Source organism: Pseudomonas sp. S2_F03, assembly GCF_054668335.1.
On sequence record NZ_CP162759.1, the window covers coordinates 2,393,858 to 2,412,602 of the forward strand.

General features: G+C 58.5%; 11 protein-coding genes and 1 pseudogene. 4 read left to right on the plus strand and 8 right to left on the minus strand.

Going from position 1 to position 18,745, the window contains the following annotated elements:
- The first annotated feature begins 5 nt into the window (after positions 1-5).
- Together pqqE and AB4N76_RS11370 are read left to right on the plus strand one after the other, a co-directional pair.
- On the plus strand, positions 6-1,142 hold the full coding sequence (gene pqqE, locus AB4N76_RS11365; protein ID WP_408981008.1) for a pyrroloquinoline quinone biosynthesis protein PqqE: 1,137 nt from the start codon (positions 6-8) through the stop codon (positions 1,140-1,142).
- Positions 1,108-2,932: pseudogene (locus tag AB4N76_RS11370) on the plus strand (S9 family peptidase). Before pqqE ends, AB4N76_RS11370 begins: the two are co-directional and overlap by 35 nt.
- Before the next feature lie 8 nt (positions 2,933-2,940).
- On the opposite strand, the gene AB4N76_RS11375 reads toward AB4N76_RS11370, so the two are convergent.
- Both AB4N76_RS11375 and AB4N76_RS11380 read right to left on the minus strand, forming a co-directional pair.
- Positions 2,941-3,099 (minus strand): YqaE/Pmp3 family membrane protein, encoded by a 159-nt coding sequence (locus tag AB4N76_RS11375; protein ID WP_003228885.1) that lies wholly within the window; start codon positions 3,097-3,099, stop codon positions 2,941-2,943.
- Between the two features lie 206 nt (positions 3,100-3,305).
- Positions 3,306-4,547 (minus strand): aspartate aminotransferase family protein, encoded by a 1,242-nt coding sequence (locus AB4N76_RS11380; protein ID WP_460164465.1) that lies wholly within the window; start codon positions 4,545-4,547, stop codon positions 3,306-3,308.
- 169 nt (positions 4,548-4,716) lie between these two features.
- Between AB4N76_RS11380 and AB4N76_RS11385 the strand changes: the two genes are divergently transcribed.
- A complete protein-coding gene (locus tag AB4N76_RS11385) occupies positions 4,717-5,646 on the plus strand; it encodes a LysR family transcriptional regulator (protein ID WP_109785564.1) in 930 nt (309 codons plus the stop codon).
- Positions 5,647-5,873: 227 nt separating this feature from the next.
- On the opposite strand, the gene AB4N76_RS11390 is transcribed toward AB4N76_RS11385, so the two are convergent.
- The 4 genes from AB4N76_RS11390 to AB4N76_RS11405 form a co-directional block, all read right to left on the minus strand.
- Positions 5,874-7,652, minus strand: coding sequence for an acyl-CoA dehydrogenase C-terminal domain-containing protein (locus tag AB4N76_RS11390; protein ID WP_460164466.1), 1,779 nt, complete (start codon positions 7,650-7,652; stop codon positions 5,874-5,876).
- A 187-nt stretch (positions 7,653-7,839) separates the two neighbouring features.
- Positions 7,840-9,636: an acyl-CoA dehydrogenase C-terminal domain-containing protein gene (locus AB4N76_RS11395; RefSeq protein ID WP_046029939.1), complete on the minus strand. Its 1,797-nt coding sequence runs from the start codon at positions 9,634-9,636 to the stop codon at positions 7,840-7,842.
- A gap of 90 nt (positions 9,637-9,726) precedes the next feature.
- The gene (locus tag AB4N76_RS11400) at positions 9,727-11,016 is read right to left on the minus strand and encodes a GGDEF domain-containing protein (protein ID WP_046029938.1); all 1,290 of its coding nucleotides are present in this window, start codon (positions 11,014-11,016) and stop codon (positions 9,727-9,729) included.
- A 152-nt stretch (positions 11,017-11,168) separates the two neighbouring features.
- Positions 11,169-13,262, minus strand: coding sequence for a cytochrome-c peroxidase (locus AB4N76_RS11405; RefSeq protein WP_460164608.1), 2,094 nt, complete (start codon positions 13,260-13,262; stop codon positions 11,169-11,171).
- A gap of 1,190 nt (positions 13,263-14,452) precedes the next feature.
- Between AB4N76_RS11405 and AB4N76_RS11410 the strand changes: the two genes are divergently transcribed.
- Positions 14,453-16,240, plus strand: coding sequence for a hypothetical protein (locus tag AB4N76_RS11410; protein WP_046029936.1), 1,788 nt, complete (start codon positions 14,453-14,455; stop codon positions 16,238-16,240).
- Between the two features lie 77 nt (positions 16,241-16,317).
- Here AB4N76_RS11410 and AB4N76_RS11415 read toward each other — a convergent pair whose 3' ends face one another.
- Together AB4N76_RS11415 and AB4N76_RS11420 are read right to left on the minus strand one after the other, a co-directional pair.
- Positions 16,318-18,123 (minus strand): phenylacyl-CoA dehydrogenase, encoded by a 1,806-nt coding sequence (locus AB4N76_RS11415; RefSeq protein WP_046029935.1) that lies wholly within the window; start codon positions 18,121-18,123, stop codon positions 16,318-16,320.
- Between the two features lie 277 nt (positions 18,124-18,400).
- Positions 18,401-18,697, minus strand: coding sequence for a pyrroloquinoline quinone biosynthesis protein PqqE (locus AB4N76_RS11420; protein WP_460164467.1), 297 nt, complete (start codon positions 18,695-18,697; stop codon positions 18,401-18,403).
- Positions 18,698-18,745 lie beyond the last annotated feature (48 nt).

Here is an 18,745-nt window from a genome sequence, read left to right on the forward strand (position 1 = left end):
CGTCGGTGCAAGTACCGCCCACACCCGAAATCGGCCTGCCGCTGTGGCTGCTGGCCGAACTGACCTACCGCTGCCCGTTGCAATGCCCCTACTGCTCCAACCCGCTGGACTTCGCCGAACAAGGCAAGGAGCTGAGCACCGAGCAGTGGATCAAGGTCTTTCGCGAAGCGCGGGAGATGGGTGCGGCGCAGTTGGGCTTTTCCGGTGGCGAACCGCTGGTGCGCCAGGACCTCGCCGAGCTGATCGCCGAGGCACGCAAGTTGGGCTTCTACACCAACCTGATCACCTCCGGCATCGGCCTGACCGAGCAGAAAATCAGCGATTTCAAGAAGGCCGGCCTGGACCATATCCAGATCAGTTTCCAGGCCAGCGATGAGCAAGTGAACAACTTGCTGGCCGGCTCGAAAAAAGCCTTTGCGCAGAAGCTGGAAATGGCCCGCGCGGTGAAAGCCCACGGCTACCCGATGGTGCTGAATTTCGTGACCCATCGGCACAACATCGACAAGATCGACCGGATCATCGAGCTGTGCATCGCCCTGGAGGCGGACTTCGTCGAACTCGCCACCTGCCAGTTTTACGGCTGGGCGCAGCTCAATCGCGTCGGGTTGTTGCCGACCCGGGAACAGCTGGTCCGCGCCGAGCGCATCACCAACGAATACCGCGCCAAGCTGGAAGCCGAAGGGCATCCGTGCAAGCTGATTTTCGTCACGCCGGACTATTACGAAGAACGCCCGAAAGCCTGCATGAATGGCTGGGGCAGCATCTTTCTGACCGTCACCCCGGACGGCACCGCCCTGCCCTGTCACGGCGCCCGACAGCTGCCGGTGCAATTTCCAAACGTGCGCGACCACAGCATGCAACACATCTGGTACGACTCCTTCGGCTTCAACCGCTTTCGCGGTTACAACTGGATGCCCGAGCCGTGCCGTTCCTGCGATGAAAAAGAAAAGGACTTCGGCGGCTGCCGTTGCCAGGCGTTCATGCTCACCGGTGACGCGAGCAACGCCGACCCAGTGTGCAGCAAGTCTCAACATCATGGCGTGATTCTCAAGGCCCGCGAAGAAGCCGAGCACGCGACTCAGACCATCGAACAATTGGCCTTTCGCAATGAACGAAACTCCCGCCTCATCGCAAAAAGCTGAGCCTTTCAGCGCCTCCAGGGCCGTCGCGGCCGCGATCGACTTTGCCGAACTGCAGGTCGGCCAGCACGGTCTGTTCTGGAACGAATACCGGCCCGAAGAAGCCGCTTGCCGGATCTGGCATTGGCGTGACGGCCAGGCGCATTGCCTGACCCCGCCGGGTTTTAGTGTGCGCAGTCGAGTGTACGAATATGGCGGCGGCGGGTTTTGTCTGACCGATGACGGCATCGTTTTCGTCAACGAGGCGGACCAACAGCTGTATCGGCAATCGCTGCAGGGCGAAACACCTGAAGCGTTGACCGCGAGTAAATGCCGCTATGGCGACCTGCAATTCGCCAACGGACAGGTTCTGGCCGTCGAAGAGCACCACGATCAACATCGTCTGGTCGCGATCGATGTGGCCGATGGCGCCCGTCACTTACTGGCCGAAGGCGCGGACTTCTACGCTGCGCCGACGTTGAGTCCCGACGCTCAGCGGTTGGCGTGGATCGAGTGGAGTCGGCCGGACCAGCCTTGGACTGCAACGCGTCTGATGGTGGCCGAACGTCAGAGCGATGGTGGCTTTGCGCTGCCGCATTGCGTGGCCGGCGACGCCGCTCAGGAGTCGTTGCAACAGCCGCGATTCGATACCAGCGGCCGGCTGTTTTGTCTGACCGACCGTGGCGGATACTGGCAGCCATGGGTCGAGTCTTCAGACGGGTTGAATCCGCTGCCGAGCGCCGCGGCCGATCATGGGCCAGCACCCTGGCAATTGGGGGTGCACCTGGCTCCCGCTGCGCGACAACACTTTTTTGGCGAGCTGGACCGAAGGCGGTTTTGGCCGACTGGGCCTTTGCGGTGACACCCGTGAAGATTTCACCGGTGACTACAGCCGCTTCCGCCATCTCGCACTGGATGAGCAATTCATCTACTGCATCGCCGCCTCACCGATCAGTTCGGCAGCGGTGATCGCCATCGACCGCAGCACCCGGCGGGTCAAGGTACTGGCCGGTGGTGTCACACCCATGCCGGTCGAGCAGATCAGCGTGCCACAAACCCTGCGCTACCCGAGCGGTTCGGGCGAAGCGCACGGGTTCTTCTACCCGGCCACGACCGGGGAGGCGAAACCACCGCTGGTGGTGTTCATCCACGGCGGCCCGACCTCGGCGTGCTACCCGATGCTCGATCCGCGCATCCAGTATTGGGCGCAACGCGGCTTTGCCGTGGCCGACCTCAACTATCGGGGCAGCAGCGGTTACGGCCGGGCATATCGCCAAGCGCTGCATTTGAGTTGGGGCGAGGTGGACGTCGAGGACGCCTGCGCAGTCGTCGCCCACCTCGCCGAACGCGGGTTGATCGACGGCGACAACGCGTTCATTCGCGGTGGCAGCGCTGGCGGTTACACCACCCTGTGTGCCCTGGCGTTCAAGAACGTTTTCCGCGCTGGCGCCAGTCTGTACGGCGTCAGCGATCCCGTGGCATTGGGACGGGCGACTCATAAATTCGAAGGCGATTATCTGGACTGGCTGATCGGTGATCCGGTGCAGGATGCCAAACGCTACGCCGCACGAACGCCGTTGCTGCATGCGAGCAACATCCGTGTACCGATGATTTTCTTTCAGGGTGAACTGGACGCCGTGGTTGTGCCGCAACAGACCCGGGACATGGTCGAGGCACTACAGGACAACGGCATCCTGGTGGAAGCGCATTACTACGCCGACGAGCGCCACGGCTTCCGCAAGGCTGGCAATCAGGCCCATGCCCTGGAACAGGAGTGGTTGTTTTATCGCAGGGTAATCGATCAGGGCGTTTGAGGCCTGGCTCAGCGCTTGGCGATGATGTACACCGCGTGCACGATCCCGGGAATATAACCGCACAAGGTCAGCAGAATGTTCAACCAGAACGCCCCGCCAAATCCGACCTGCAGAAACACACCCAATGGCGGCAACAGAATGGCGATGATGATTCGAATAAAGTCCATGGGGTAGCTCCTGATTTGAATGGGCTCACGCGAGCCATACACCTAATCGACCTGTGTCGTGCGTCAGGGTTCAGTGCACTGATTACCGAGCGCCGACACTTCGCCAGGTTTTGCAGACAAAAAAACGCCCCACGCGAAAGGATCAAACGCGGGGCGATGCGTTATTACCGCGAGACGGTTCTGGTGTTTGTGTGGGACGAGTCTGATCAGACCGCAATCCCTTTTCGGCACTGCAACTGTGCAGTGCGCACCCGGGAGAAGGCGCGGGTCAGGCGCAGGAGCATTTCGTCGATGTTGGCGTTGCTGACGGTGAGGGCCGGGGTGAAGCGCAAACAATCGGGTTGTGGGGCGTCAAGCAGCAAACCTTCGTACAACGCGGCTTTGACGACAGCGTCAGCCGAATCGTCGGACAACGTCAGCCCCCAGAACAGCCCTTGCCCGCGCAATTCGCCGTGGCCATAGCGATGGGACAAAAGCCGCAGTCCTTCGCGCAGATGCTGGCCGGTCTGCGCGACATGCTCGAGAAAACCTTTTTCCTGCACACTGTCGAGCACCGCCAGGCCGGCAGCGGTCATCAGGGCATTGCCATGATGGCTGCCGCTCAGGTCGCCGACGTCAACACAGCACGCCTTGCCCCGTGCCAGCAGCGCCGCCAGTGGCACACCACCACCGAGTCCTTTGCCGAGAACGATGACATCGGCCCGAACGCCGTAGGACTGTTCGGCGAGCAGAGTGCCACAACGGCCGATGCCCGTTTGTACTTCATCGAAGATCAACAGAATGCCCAGTTCGCGACACAGCCGTTCCACACCCTTGAGGTAATGCTCAGTGGCCGGGATCACGCCCGCATCGTTCTGGATCGGTTCAAGCATGATTGCCACGGTCCGGGCGTCGACCGCCGCGTGCATGGCCGCCAGATCATTGAAGGGAACGTGGTGCACGTCCGACGCCGACATCGTTGCCAGATGACGGCCATGGCAACTGTTGCTGGCAACGATAATGCGCGAGGCACCACCGCGATAACGCTCGCCCCATTTACACGCCAAGGAGATTGCCGCGTCACAGGCTTCGCTGCCACTGTTGAGCAGGTACGCCTGATCGCTGCCAGTCGCGGTGCACAAACGCCCCGCAAGGTTGAGCCGGCCGCGGTTGTGCAGCGCAAAACCGGGGTTGATCAGTGATTGAGCCTGTTGCGAAATCGCCTGAACCAATACCGAAGGACTGTGCCCCAGGCTATTGGTCCCACCACCTTGAGTGAAATCCAGGTAAGCACGATCCTCGCTGTCCCATAACCAGGAACCCTGACCACGGACGAAAATCTGTTTCGGCCGCTCGACGCTGGGCATCATGTACTCGCTGGAAGGGTTGTGGTGGTGGGTGGGCTGGAAGGTGTCGACCGCCAAATCATCAAGACTGGGCGGACTACGCCGCAAACTGAACAAATTCATCCGAAAAAACCTCGCTTGAGGTTTTTTGCCTTACCTATGTAAACAGTCTCGCTGCAAACAGAATTCATGGTGCTTTGCGGCCCTGTAAGCCTTGTGAATGCGGTTAGACTAGGCGCAGGCACGGCCTTGAGCTATTTCGATTTTCCAGCATTTTCAATAAGCGTTACTTATGGATTTCAAGCAACTGCGGTATTTCGTCGCGGTCTACGAAGAAGGCCATGTCGGCCGGGCCGCCGAGCGGCTTTCAATCTCCCAGCCGGCGTTATCCCAGCAGATCCGCCACCTCGAGCAGAACCTCGATGTGAGCCTGTTTGAACGCAGCAGCAAACGCCTGCTGCCAACCCTGGCCGCCCACACGTTGTACAACCATGCATTGCCTTTACTTGACGGCATGCAACGCGCGCGTGAAGCGTTGGGCAATTTCAAGGGACAGGCGCTGCGCACACTGGCGATTGGCGTGTTGCAGACGGTCCACACCAGCCTGGTGCCGCAAATGCTCGAACGGGTGCGCAAAGCCCAACCGCATCTGGTGGTGCAGATCTACGAACTGACCGGGCTGGAAATCGAGCGACGCCTGCTTAATGGTTCACTGGACATTGGCATCAGCTACCTGCCACCCAGGCAGCCAGGGTTGCATGGGGTGATGCTGTACGAAGATGAACTGACTCTTGTCATTCCCGCTGACCACCCGTTGCGCGAATTCAAGAAAGTCTCCATGAGCCAGGCCGCCGAGTTGCCGATGCTGCTACTGGGAGAAGAGTTTCAGGTGCGACAGATCTGGCAGACGCAACTGGCCGCCCTCGGCAGGCGCCCGCAAGTGCAGGCCGAACTGAACAACATGGCGGGGATTCTCGACAGCCTGCCACACACCCGACTGGCGACGGTGCTGCCGGGGCGTTCGCAAAAGGCACTCGGTAATAACGAGCTGCTGTGGAAACCACTGACCGAGCCACGTGTGCCGCTGAAAGTCGGATTGGTGTGTCGCGATGTACAGCGGCAACAGACCTCACTGGCCTTGTTACGCACGCTGCTGGAAGAAGTGATGAACGGTCCGGATCAGCGCTTGAATAGCTCGACGACCTTGGACGGACTGAGCTGAGCACTTTTCTGCAGGCAAAAGAAAACCCCGCCGAAGCGGGGCTTTGCAGACTGTTTCCCTGACATCCATTTCACTCCGCCGTCCTGGCAGAATCCTACGTGTCCGTGTTGTTGCTTTGCGCTTCCTGCGCGACGTCCATGTGAAGTAGATTAACTGTGGATCCAATCTACGCCTATGGGAAAACAGCAGCACGTCATGTAAGAGATTGCTTACATGACGTTACCTTGTCAGAACTGCGCAGCATCCAGCAGGAACAGGGACTCGCTACCGGCTTTCACCGACGCGCTCAACGAGTGAATACGTGGCAACAGGCGTGCGAAATAGAACCGCGCCGTACCCAGCTTGCTCGCGTAGAAGTCGTCCTGCGCTTCTTTGCCCAACGCAGCCTTGGCCATCAGTGCCCACATGTAGGCATATGCCACATAACCGAAGGTTTGCAGGTACTCGACCGACGCCGCACCGATTTCATTCGGGTTGTTTTTGGCGCGATCCAGCAACCACGCGGTCAGCTCGTCGAGGGTCGTTACCGCATCGTTCAGCGGCTTGGTGAACTCTGCCAGATCGGCGCTGGCTGTTGCGGTGAAGTGGCGGATCTCGTCAGCAAACAAGTTGTAGAACGCGCCGCCGGTGCCGACGATCTTGCGCCCGACCAGGTCCAGCGCCTGAATGCCGTTGGTGCCTTCGTAGATCTGCGTGATACGAACGTCACGCACCAGTTGCTCCTGGCCCCACTCGCGGATGTAACCGTGGCCGCCAAAAACCTGTTGGCCGTGAACGGTGGTTTCCAGACCCAGGTCGGTCAGGAATGCCTTGGCCACTGGCGTCAGCAACGCCACCAGGTCTTCAGCGCGTTTGCGGGTAGTCGCGTCTTCGCTGAACTTGGCGGTGTCGAGTTGCATGGCGACGTAAGTCGAGAACGCACGGCCACCTTCGTTCGAGGCTTTCATGGTCAGCAGCATGCGGCGTACGTCCGGGTGGACGATGATCGGGTCCGCGACTTTGTCTTTGTTTTGCGCGCCGGTCGGCGAACGGCTTTGCAGGCGGTCGCGAGCGTATTCAACGGCGTTCTGATAAGAGCGCTCGCCGGTGGCCAGGCCCTGGATACCCACGCCCAGACGCTCGTAGTTCATCATGGTGAACATCGCCGCCAGGCCTTTGTTCGGCTCACCGACCAGGTAACCCACGGCTTCGTCGAAGTTCATCACGCAGGTCGCGGACGCCTGGATGCCCATTTTGTGTTCGATCGAACCGCAGTTTGCCGGGTTGCGCGCACCCAGGCTGCCATCGGCATTGACCATGAACTTCGGCACCAGGAACAGCGAAATACCTTTCGGCCCCGCCGGCGCGTCCGGCAGCTTGGCCAGCACCAGGTGGATGATGTTCTCGGTCAGGTCGTGCTCACCGCCGGTGATGAAGATCTTGGTGCCGCTGACTTTGTAGGAACCGTCGGCCTGAGGCTCGGCCTTGGTGCGGATGATTCCCAGGTCAGTACCGGCATGCGGCTCGGTCAGGCACATGGAACCGGCCCAGACACCGGAGTACATGTTTGGCAGGTACGCAGCTTTCAGCTCGTCGCTGGCGTGGGCGTTGATCGACAGGCAGGCACCGGCCGTCAGCATCGGGTACAGACCGAACGACAGGCTGGCGGAGTTGACCATTTCTTCGACCTGAGCCGACACGGCTTTGGGCATGCCCATGCCGCCGTAGGCAGGATCGCCACCGACACCGACCCAGCCGCCTTCAGCATAAGTCTTATAAGCCTGCGGGAAACCTGCCGGCGTGGTGACCGCACCGTCCGCCCAATGGCAACCTTCTTCGTCAGCCGCACGGCTCAGCGGCGCGATGCTTTTGCTGGTGACCTTGCCGGCTTCTTCGAGAATGGCTTCGACGGTTTCCGCATCGACGGTCTCGGCCAGCGCAGGCAGCTCGGCCCAGAGTTTGGCGACCTCGAAAACTTCATTGAGAACGAAGCGCATATCGCGCAGGGGCGCTTTGTAGTCAGCCATGGCAAACCTCGCAAGATCTAAACAGGTGATTCGTAGGAGTGGTGCTTTCGTTGGGTCCGAGTGTAACCCAACAACTTTTGCGACACATAGGGTCAGCCCATGACCCTTTTGTAATGTTTAGTCACTGACTATCGGGTCATTAAAAAGCCCGCAATGATGCGGGCTCCAATGTGGCGGATTTAAAAGACTAAAGTGCGAACAGCGCTGCCGGCAGCTTCATCAGGCAATCACTCCCAGCCTCTATCGCCGCGCGATGAGCCGCCGTACGCGGCAACAAGCGCTTGAAGTAAAACTCGCTGGTCGCCAGCTTGCCCTGACAATAATCGGCATCACCGCTACCCGCATCGAGTTGCGCCTGAGCCACCAGTGCCATGCGCAGCCAGAGATAGCCAAGGATGATGTAACCGCTGTACATCAAATAATCCACTGATGCCGCGCCCACTTCGTCCGCATTCTTCATCGCTGCCATGCCGACCTTGGTGGTCAGTTCGCCCCACTGCTGATTCAGCTCGTTGAGCTGCGCCACATAGCTGGCGAGCTGCGGATGCCCAGCGTTCGCCGCGCAGAATGTGTGCACGATTTTGGTGAAGCCACGCAGCAGCTTGCCCTGACTGCCGAGCACTTTTCGCCCGAGCAAGTCCAACGCCTGAATGCCATTGGTCCCCTCGTAGATCGGCGCAATCCGGCAATCGCGAACCAATTGCTCCATGCCCCATTCACGAATGAAGCCGTGCCCGCCAAACACTTGCATGCCGTGGTTGGTCACCTCCAGCCCGGTGTCCGTCATGAAGGCTTTGCAGATTGGCGTCAAAAAGGCCAACAGGTCTTCGGCGTCCTGGCGTGCGGTTTCATCCGGGCTCAAGTGCGCCACGTCCAGCAATTGCGCGGTGAAGTAAGTCAACGCGCGGTTGCCTTCGTTGAAGGCTTTCATGGTCAGCAACATCCGGCGCACGTCAGGATGCACGATGATCGGATCGGCGGCTTTTTCTGGCGCTTTCGGGCCGGTCAGCGAGCGCATTTGCAAGCGATCGTTGGCGTATTTGATGGCGCCCTGAAAGCTCGCCTCCCCCAGACACAACCCCTGCATCCCGGTGCCGAGGCGTGCGTGGTTCATCATGGTGAACATGCAGTTCAGGCCCTTGTTCGGCTCCCCGATCAAGAAGCCTTTGGCGCCATCGAAGTTCAGCACACAAGTGGCCGATGCCTTGATGCCCATTTTGTGTTCGATAGAGCCGCAGGAAACAGCGTTGCGTTCGCCCGCTTCTCCGTCGCCACCGGGCAGGAATTTAGGCACGATAAACAGCGAAATGCCTCGGGTGCCTGCCGGCGCATCCGGCAGTTTCGCCAGCACCAGATGAATGATGTTGTCACTCATGTCGTGCTCGCCGGCAGAGATGAAAATCTTGCTTCCGGAGATTGCATAGCTGCCATCGGTTGACGGCACGGCCCGCGTCTTGATGATGCCCAGGTCGGTGCCGCAATGGGCTTCGGTCAGGCACATGGTGCCTGTCCACTGGCCAGCGGTAAGTTTGCTCAGGTAGGTCTGCTTCTGTTCTTCGGTGCCGTGGGCGTGGATCGCTGACATCGCACCATGGGTCAGGCCCGGGTACATGCCCCACGAGGTGTTGCTGGAACCGACCATTTCGCTGATGACCAGGCCCAGGGAACTTGGCAAGCCTTGCCCGCCGTAAGCCGGATCAGCCGCCAGACCATGCCAGCCCCCTTCAACGTATTGTGCGAAAGCTTGCTTGAAGCCTGTAGGCGTCGTCACCACGCCATTGTCGAAATGGCAGCCCTCTTCGTCGCCGCTGCGATTCAATGGCGCAAGCACGTTCTCGCAGAATCTCGCACCTTCTTCGAGGATCGCGTTGACCATGTCCGGACTGGCCTCAGTGGCACCCAGCGCGGCGTAATTGGCGTGAAAGTCGAAGACGTGGTCGATCAGAAAGCGCATGTCGCGCAGGGGAGCTTTGTACTCAGGCATGGTCGTTTCTCCGTCAGCAGATGCTTCAAACCTACTGCCGCCCACCACGCCGAACAATCACAGTCCAGACGCTGAATGCGCCATCATCACTCAACCCGCAGCGGCGTCCATTCGCACGGCGCCACGACGCGTCTGACCGAATGCCACCACACAGTTTCGCCCGGCGCCCTTGGCGCTGTAGAGCGCTTCGTCCGCGGACTTGAGGACCTTTTCGGGGGTGCGCTGATCCACGCGTTCGGCGACGCCGATGCTGACAGTGACCGACACACTGGACGCGCCGGGGCCCGAGCGGCGCTGACGTCCCTGTTGGTCGTCCTGAGGGCGGTTGTCCTGATTGCGCAGCTGAATACTGTAGGTGGCGATGGATTCACGAATGACTTCCAGGTGCGGCATGCACTCTTCGAGCGTCTTGCCTGCAAACACCAGCGCAAATTCCTCACCGCCGTAGCGATACGCCCTACCGCCTCCGCCAATTTTCGACAGTTTGCTGGCCACCAGGCGCAGCACCTGGTCACCCACATCATGACCATGGGTATCGTTGAATTTCTTGAAGTGATCGACGTCGCTCATCGCCAGCACGTAATTACGCCCCAGCCGCTGCATCCGCTCGTTCAAGGCACGACGACCCGGCAGGCCGGTGAGTTCATCACGGAAGGCCATTTGATAGGCTTCGTGGGCGACCGCCGCCGCAATCATCAACATCACCTGGCTGCACATGATGTTGAGGGTAAACGGCAGAATGAAGGTTTTCGGCAGTGCCCAGAACAAACCGAGCAAACCGACCAGTTGAGCCGCATGCAAAGGTCTTGGGTTACGCCAGTATTGCCAGCTCAGGAGCAAGAACGAGGCGATGAACACCGGATAGGACAGCTGGATCAGGCTCATCCAGGCGCCATGCAGCGCCGGCCAGCGGATTTCGGACAGCCATGTCAGCAAGGCTTGTGGGTAACTTTGCTCCAGCCCCAACGCCACACTGCCGACGGCCAGCAACACAGCAAAGCGCGCCACCATGTCCTGAAACAAGTGTGTGCGTTCCTGCCAGGCAGCGAATACGCCAAACATCAGCGGCAGCAACAGGCAACACAGGTGGAAAACCACTGCTGCGTCATCACGGACTTTGCCGTTGTCGCGGTAATAGTCGGTTTGGGTGTCGAGCAGAAAGTAGGCGATGTACACCGTGACCATCAGAAACAGCTCACGCTGACGTCGATAAACCGCGCAGTACGCACCGCCGAGCAACAGCACAAGAGTCGGTAGCACGTTGAACAGCGAGGTGAAAAAAACGTTCAATTCCTTGATATAGGCAGCCGCAAGCCCCGCAAGCAAGAGCAGTATCGACGGTAGGAAATGGCTGAAACGCACAGCGGAAGAACGCGGCAAGGGTAAAGCTCCGACCGTCACGACAAATAGATGGCATTGTGCCCACCAACTGTAACGGCAGAAACCCCGATTTGCTGAGTGAAATACTGCGGTATTTACAAAAAAGCGTCACTGGCGAGCATCAGCCGCCAGTGACGTAAAGGGAAATATGATTACAGGTCGTTGTTGAACGGTTGCAGCGGCCCCTCCAGACTTGGGCGACCTTCAGCACCGACCGGTTTGAGCTGGATTTCGGCATCCTGCGCTTGTCGGGTAGTGATCTTCGGACTCGCCGGCTTTTGCCCGACGGAGTTTTCATCACCCTTTTCGCCCTGTGCCAGCACCAGCGACGGATGATCAAACGGCGCCCGTTCCCATGCGACCCGAGGATCGGTCAGTCCGACTTCCATGAATTTGACCAGCGCATCCACTTCATCCGGGGTGAGGTTCAGCCGAGTCATGTCCGGGTCGAGGTTTGAGCCGTTGTGCTGATTGACCGCTGGGTGGTCGAAGCCACTGGTGTTGCTGGCATCCTCACCACGCCGGTCGCCGCCACGGTTGTAGAACTCCATGACCTGACGCAGCGTCGCGCGACTGCCGTTGTGGAAATACGGTCCGGTCAACGCGATGTTACGCAGGGTCGGCGTCTTGAAGGCGCCATCGACCGCGTCGCGAAAACCGACATTCGGCTTGAGCGTCGCATCACAAGGGATCGCCGGGCTCAAAAGCGCTTCGAAGGTGCACACATCGACCTCCAGCGGGTCAGGGATCTGGCCGCCCTGGAGTACGGTGTTGTACTCGCGAGTGAAGGACAATGGATTGCCCCAGGCATCCGAGCCACCGAGCGCCAGGTCTTCCGACGTTGGACGCACCCCGGTGTTGTAGAAGCCGTTGTCATACAGCGTGGTCAGGTTGTCGGCCATCACCATGCGCTCGATCCGTTCCCGAGGATGGAACAGCAACCGGCTACCGGCGTTGGTCAACTCCGCGCCACCATGGCAACTGATGCACTTGCCCTTGCCCAGGAACAGATTCATGCCCTGGACCTGCTGGTCGTTCATGGCCGTATGATCGCCCTGCAAATAGGCATCCAACGGCGCCTGGTCCGAGATCAGCGTGGACTCATACATCTGAATCGCCAGCCCGAAGAACAGCGGGAAGTTCGCCTCCATCTGGGTGTATGGCGCACCACCCAGCGAGACCTGCTGCGTGGCATTCCACAGGCGCGGCTGGAACGCGTTCTTGATCAGCTCACGGTAGGTCGGCCGGCGGGCGCCGGACACTGGCCCCAGTACCGAATCGGTAGAGGAAATCCGCTGCTGCTTGAGCATCAAGGTGTCGAGCATGCGTCGGCCAATGTCGGCGAACGTACGACCGCCGCAGGACATTTCCACCGGACTGCCGGGAGGCCCTACCGCTTGCGAAGCGGCGGAAGCATCCTTGAGCGCCAGTCTGACTTTGGTCGCCACGCCACTGCGATCGCCGGTCACGAAAATCCCGGCGTCAGGATCGCGATTGCCAAATGGAGAGAAGCCGTTGAAGACGTTATTGGCGCGACCATCCCAAAAGTTACGCACGTTGAACGCGGCATTGATCACCGTGGGTGCGTTGCGCCCGGTGCTGCGGCGGACATTGATGCCACCTACCTGGAAGATGCCGTCCGGTTGCTGAATGCACTTGTCGAAACGTGCCTGATGGGGTTTGACGAAGTTGGCGTCGAATACGCCCTGGGACCCGATCACATCGTCAGTCGAATAGACAATCGCCGAATTGCGATCCATCGGATCAGCCAATACATGGGTCGGAAAGTCGTCTTTCTTCAGCAGGTAATTCGGGCCGCCCTTGCCTCCTGATTTGGTGGTGTAGCTCGGCACGTCGCCTGGAATGTCCGAGGCGGTGAACGGCTTGTTGAAGATCGACGAAACGTTCGCGTTGGTATTCGCCTGACCGGGGTTGATCTGGTTGGTGGTGCGGTGATCAACACCCGCGTGGAAGTGGCAGGAGGCACAAGCCGTCGAACCGTCACTGCCGATCTCCATGTCCCAGAACAGCGCTTTGCCCAAGAGAACCGCCGCAGAGCGATTGAGCACGTAGTCAGTCATGAGGTCGACTTTGCGCCCGCCTTCGGTTCCCGACGGGTCGGGCGGGAGCAGTCCACGCAGCGATTGCAGAGTGGGCACGTCCAGTACGGGCGGATCGACCGCTACCGGGTCAGCGGCCCAGGCACTCGCGACCGGTAGACCGATGGTCAAAAGAGCCCCCGCCATCGCACAGGCTAAACGGGTGATTCGAAAGAGGTCCAAGTACTTAAACATCATGACATTCTCGATTCAGTGCGGAGTAGCCAAGCTCCGGGATTATCCTGTTGCGAGATGAACTCATCGCCATAAATTTTGCTGCTTGCACGAGTAGTTACACCACTAGAAATGGCTCGGGCAAGGCGACGCTTAACTGGCAAAGTGCTCTCTTGGCTCAGGTTTGATTAAGACATTGCTCTGTCGCACCGACGGGTGCGCTTAACCCAACTCTAGCTGTAACAAAAAATTTCAGTAACAAAAAAATCAATATTTTTATTTAAATCAATACAAATAGAAATGCCTTGCAAACACACCCGGCACCACATACCAACAACGACTACAGACATACCTCAAACATGGTGAACTTCCCCCATTACTGGGTGCAATCCCCCAATACATGCCAACACCGGCTTACACAAACAATCACAAGCCAATGAATATAAAGGAAAATATTTTCCATGATTATTACTTACCAGCCTGGCATAGCAATTGCTCACCACACTTCTCGGGAACTAAATTCATTTACGACCCGCTTACAACCTAGGTCATCAGGGGGGATAAACATTCATAAAATATAAACTCCGCGCGTGTACAAGTTACACTGCGTGAGCTATGGCTTTTATTTAATATCAAAACAAAAACTTCACGACTAATACTTCAATAGTTTTTTCTTGCAATATCATTCCGTCCGGAGTAGATATAGACAACATTTCTCATTCAGTACTTAGGACCTAACTCACGCAGCGAACACTTAAACTTCACCTCACACACTCCCGAACTTGGGTATATATCCCCCCCTATGTTGGTGGGTATTAATTCGGTAGTGTTGTGCGCAGTACCATCCTTGGCCGCGCAGCCCGCATTCCGAGTGCGCCGGCGATTGTTTGTGTCTAATTGTTTCAAAACAGGCACGACAACTGCTTTGTACGCCTCAGGCTCAAGGAAATGTCTCTCGCGTTTGCGTCCGTAACCGGCCGTCGCAACGCAGGTGAAAACATCCGAACGGCAAGTGTCGACCGTACACAGGCACTTATCACGCTGGATCGAGCCCAAATTCGACACTCACGGCTTTGCGTTTTTCTTGCGCAGGATTCAGCGCATTAGCAGATCTACGATCTCGATTGGCCGGCAATGGGTCTTGCAAGATACTGGAGTGAGCCATGAGCTTATCTTTGTACGAAAAAACGCTCGCCATACCGCCGCTGCCTCACAAACGATTCAACGGCATCTTCAGTCGCCAAGTTCTGCTCGCCAGTGCCGTCGCTGTCGCACTGGCCATTGGTGGTGGCGGAGATGCATTTGCCAAAAACGGGGCTGGCGGTGGCGGTGGTGGTGGCGGTGGTGGCGGGACTGCCAAGCCCCCGGGTTTGCCCTCGCCGTTCACGACACCCACACTGCCCGATCCTATTTTTACAAACCCGACTGCGATTAATGGGTTTGACGTTACCGGTTTTATCCAAAACATGACCCTGGACACCACCAATTCGAATTGCCCCAGTACCAGCGACCCGGGCCGCTTCGGAGGGACTGTCCAGTTGAACGGCGTCACGATTGTTGTCCCTTGCAACACCGTTATGCAGATGCCGGCCAACACCTTGACCTGGGCCGACTTCGTCAGGGGTGGAACCCTGGCGCTCGGAAAGTCAGCGGCGGCCTATCCCTCGTTCGAGATCCATGTGGTAGGCAATAACGTCTCCAACAAGCAGATTGCCGGGCTGATCTTTGTCTCCCAGCAATCAGTCAACGCGGGTAACGGTTTCATCAGCCGGATCGACTACACCAACGGCAACCTCGAAGTTGACAGCGGGAACCCGACGCAACCCACGATTATTCAGATCAACGACCCGAACGGACGTTTTGGCCGTGCCCAAAGCCCCGACCCACGCTTCTCCGTCGATGATGCCAACCCGACCATCCATGCCGCCACCGGCTACCCGATGTGCGTGCCGCGCACGATTTCCGGGGACGATGCGCTCTGCCCACAGAAAAACCGGCCAAAAGTGGTCACCCCGACCACGACCAACAACTGCCGCAATTTCAGCCAGGCCGGTGTTGCGCCTCCGGCCAGTGGGGAACTCTCAGGGCCAGCGGTGGGGCAGGTCTATTGCAGCCAGTACGTCATGAAGAGATTCAGCGATGCTACACGCACGGCGACGGACCCCGATCCGACTCAACAGGCCCCCTTCGAAGTCGGCGACTTCATCAGCTGGTCCGGTACTTTGTTCAAGTCAGCCACAACGGGAGCCCCGGACTTCGTCTCTGCACACACGATCGAGGCGAATGTCGGGATCTACACTCAGCCTGGTTCGCAGCCCAGCTACATGGCTATCGGGGAGTTTGGCATCGGTACGGCCGACCCGGCTGCAACAGCCATCAGCGGAGTAGCCCAGGAGACGCAGGACCGGATTTTCCTTGAAGCCTCGACCACCGATATCAAGACCCCGGTCGACATCTATCTGATAGATGTCAATCCATCGACAGGTGTGCAAACCAATCGCTGGGTTACACCCTATGAGATGACGGGTGAATGCAACCCTGCGCTGGGCCTTGCGGCCAGTTGCCTGGGAGCCTCGGGTGGTATTACCACACAGAACACGGGTCCTCAGCCACAACGCGCCAGATTACGTGCGACCAAATCGCCCGCAGGGCTACTTAGCCAGCCAACACGTACCTTGCGCGTCGTTGCGCGGTCACTTTGCGTTCCACAGCAGAGCTTATCCCAGACCGCCGTGGACAGTTGCATCCAGAATGCGGGCAGGCTGACCGTCGCCAATGGACTGATTGCCGGACAGTATGTGGCGCCGGTGTTTGAGTTCATCTTTCCGGAAGGCGTCAAGCCTGGCGATCCTGTGGTGCCTAACGACTTCTGGCATCTGCCGTTCATACGTAACGGCGAAGGCGTGAGCACCCCGACTGGCGTCGGCCCCCTGGATCCGACACCATGGTGATCAAGGCCTGACCTCAACGCAAAAAAAACCGCCGCCCCTTTCGGAGCGGCGGTTTTTTTAAGGACTGCGTTTAGGCCTTAGTAGCCCAGATCGAAGTTCTCTTCTTTCATGTCCATCAGGTTGTTAGCGCCCGACAGCATGGTGACAACGTGAGTGCGGGTACGCGGCAGGATGCGCTGGAAGTAGAAGCGCGCAGTCTGCAGCTTGGCGGTGTAGAACGCCTCTTCGGAAGTACCGGCAGCCAGTTTCTCGGCAGCCAGACGCGCCATGTCAGCCCAGAAGTAGGCCAGGCAGGCGTAACCGGAGTACATCAGGTAGTCCACGGAGGCCGCGCCGACTTCTTCGCGATCCTTCATGGCCGCCATACCGACCTTCATGGTCAGCTCGCCCCATTCTTTGTTCAGTGCAGCCAGTGGTGCGACGAACTCTTGAACCGCTTCGTTGCCTTCGTTGGTCTGGCAGAACTTGTGGACGATTTTGGTGAAGCCTTTCAGGGCCTCGCCTTGCGTCATCAACACTTTGCGGCCCAGCAGGTCGAGTGCCTGGATACCGGTGGTGCCTTCGTACAGCATCGAAATGCGGCTGTCGCGAACGTTCTGCTCCATGCCCCACTCGGCGATGAAGCCGTGGCCGCCGTAGATTTGCACGCCATGGTTAGCGGATTCAAAACCGACTTCGGTCATGAACGCTTTGGCGATTGGGGTCATGAAGGCCAGCAGTGCGTCGGCTTTCTTCTTCTCTTCTTCATCCACGCCGTACTTGACGATGTCGACTTGCTTGGCGGTGAAGTAAACCATCGCGCGGTTGCCTTCGGCGAATGCCTTCATGGTCAACAGCATGCGACGTACATCTGGGTGAACGATGATCGGGTCGGCAGCCTTGTCCGGCGCTTTCGGGCCAGTCAGCGAACGCATTTGCAGACGATCGCGAGCGTATTTCAAGCCGCCCTGGAAGCCGATTTCGGCGTGGGCCAGACCTTGCAGCGCGGTGCCCAGGCGTGCGGTGTTCATGAAGGTGAACATGCAGTTCAGGCCTTTGTTCGCCGGGCCGATCAGGAAACCGGTGGCCGCGTCGAAGTTCATCACGCAAGTGGCGTTACCGTGGATGCCCATCTTGTGTTCCAGGGAACCACAGCTCACTGCGTTGCGTGCGCCGATCGAACCGTCTGCGTTCGGCATGAACTTTGGAACGATGAACAGCGAGATACCTTTGGTGCCAGCCGGTGCATCCGGCAGGCGGGCCAGTACGATGTGGACGATGTTGTCGGCCATGTCGTGTTCACCGGCCGAGATGAAGATCTTGGTGCCGGAGACTTTGTAGGAACCGTCGGCCTGAGGTTCGGCCTTGGTGCGCAACATGCCCAGGTCGGTGCCGCAATGCGGTTCGGTCAGGCACATAGTGCCGGTCCACTCACCGGAAACCAGTTTGGTCAGGTACGCGTCTTGTTGCTCAGGCGTGCCGTGTTCGGAAATGGTGTTCATCGCGCCGTGCGACAGGCCTGGGTACATGCCCCACGACCAGTTGGCTTCGCCAACCATTTCGCTCACAGCCAGACCCAGAGACTCTGGCAGGCCTTGGCCACCGTGCTCTACGTCGTGGGCCAGGCTAGGCCAGCCGCCTTCGACGAATTGTTTGTAGGCTTCTTTGAAGCCAGTCGGCGTTTTAACGCCGGACTCGCTCCAGGTGCAGCCTTCGGTGTCGCCCACGCGGTTCAGCGGCGCCAGTACCTGCTCACAAAACTTGGCGCCTTCTTCGAGAATGGCGTCAACCATGTCCGGAGTTGCGTCTGCGCAAGCCGGAAGGCTCTGATAGTGCGCTTCGTAGCCGAGCAATTCGTCACGAACGAAGCGAATATCACGCAAGGGGGCCTTGTAGTCAGGCATAGCGATAAACCTCTGCTGATGTAACCGGGAATGAACGACCGTGTTGATTTGTTGTGACGGTCAAACAGTTGTTTGAAACATACGTTTACGCCTAATTCTTGTCAAGCGTCGATCTTTGGCCGTTCGTCATCACCTCACCGATCTGCCGGACACGCAGCAGCGTACGAGCGCTGAATAAACACCGCGGCGTGTAGAAAAGATTAGTTGAGCGAGAAGGACTTACGCAGAAAAACGCCGCGAAAAATCGCGGCGTCGATGAAGCGGATTCAGCGGGGAATCAAGCGAATGTATCGATCAACGTGCCGAGCATTTCGTCCGAAGCCTTGGCGACTTTGGCGCCCGCTTCAACCTGAAATTTGCCTTGGGCCAGATCGATTACGTTGCTGGCCAGGTCAGATTGCTGGCTGCGATCAACCGAACGCAGACGATCAACCTGAGCCTCGGAGGACTGGCTGGTAACCGAACGCTCGATGGTGTTGCTGACGATCTGCCCGGAAGCTTGATCGACGCGGTTCTGCCCTGTCTGAATAGTGCTCAGACCAGCATAAAAAGCGGTGTTACCTGAGATTTCCATGGGAGAACTCGTCCTGCAAGGGATCAATGGTGGCCATTGAACCAGACC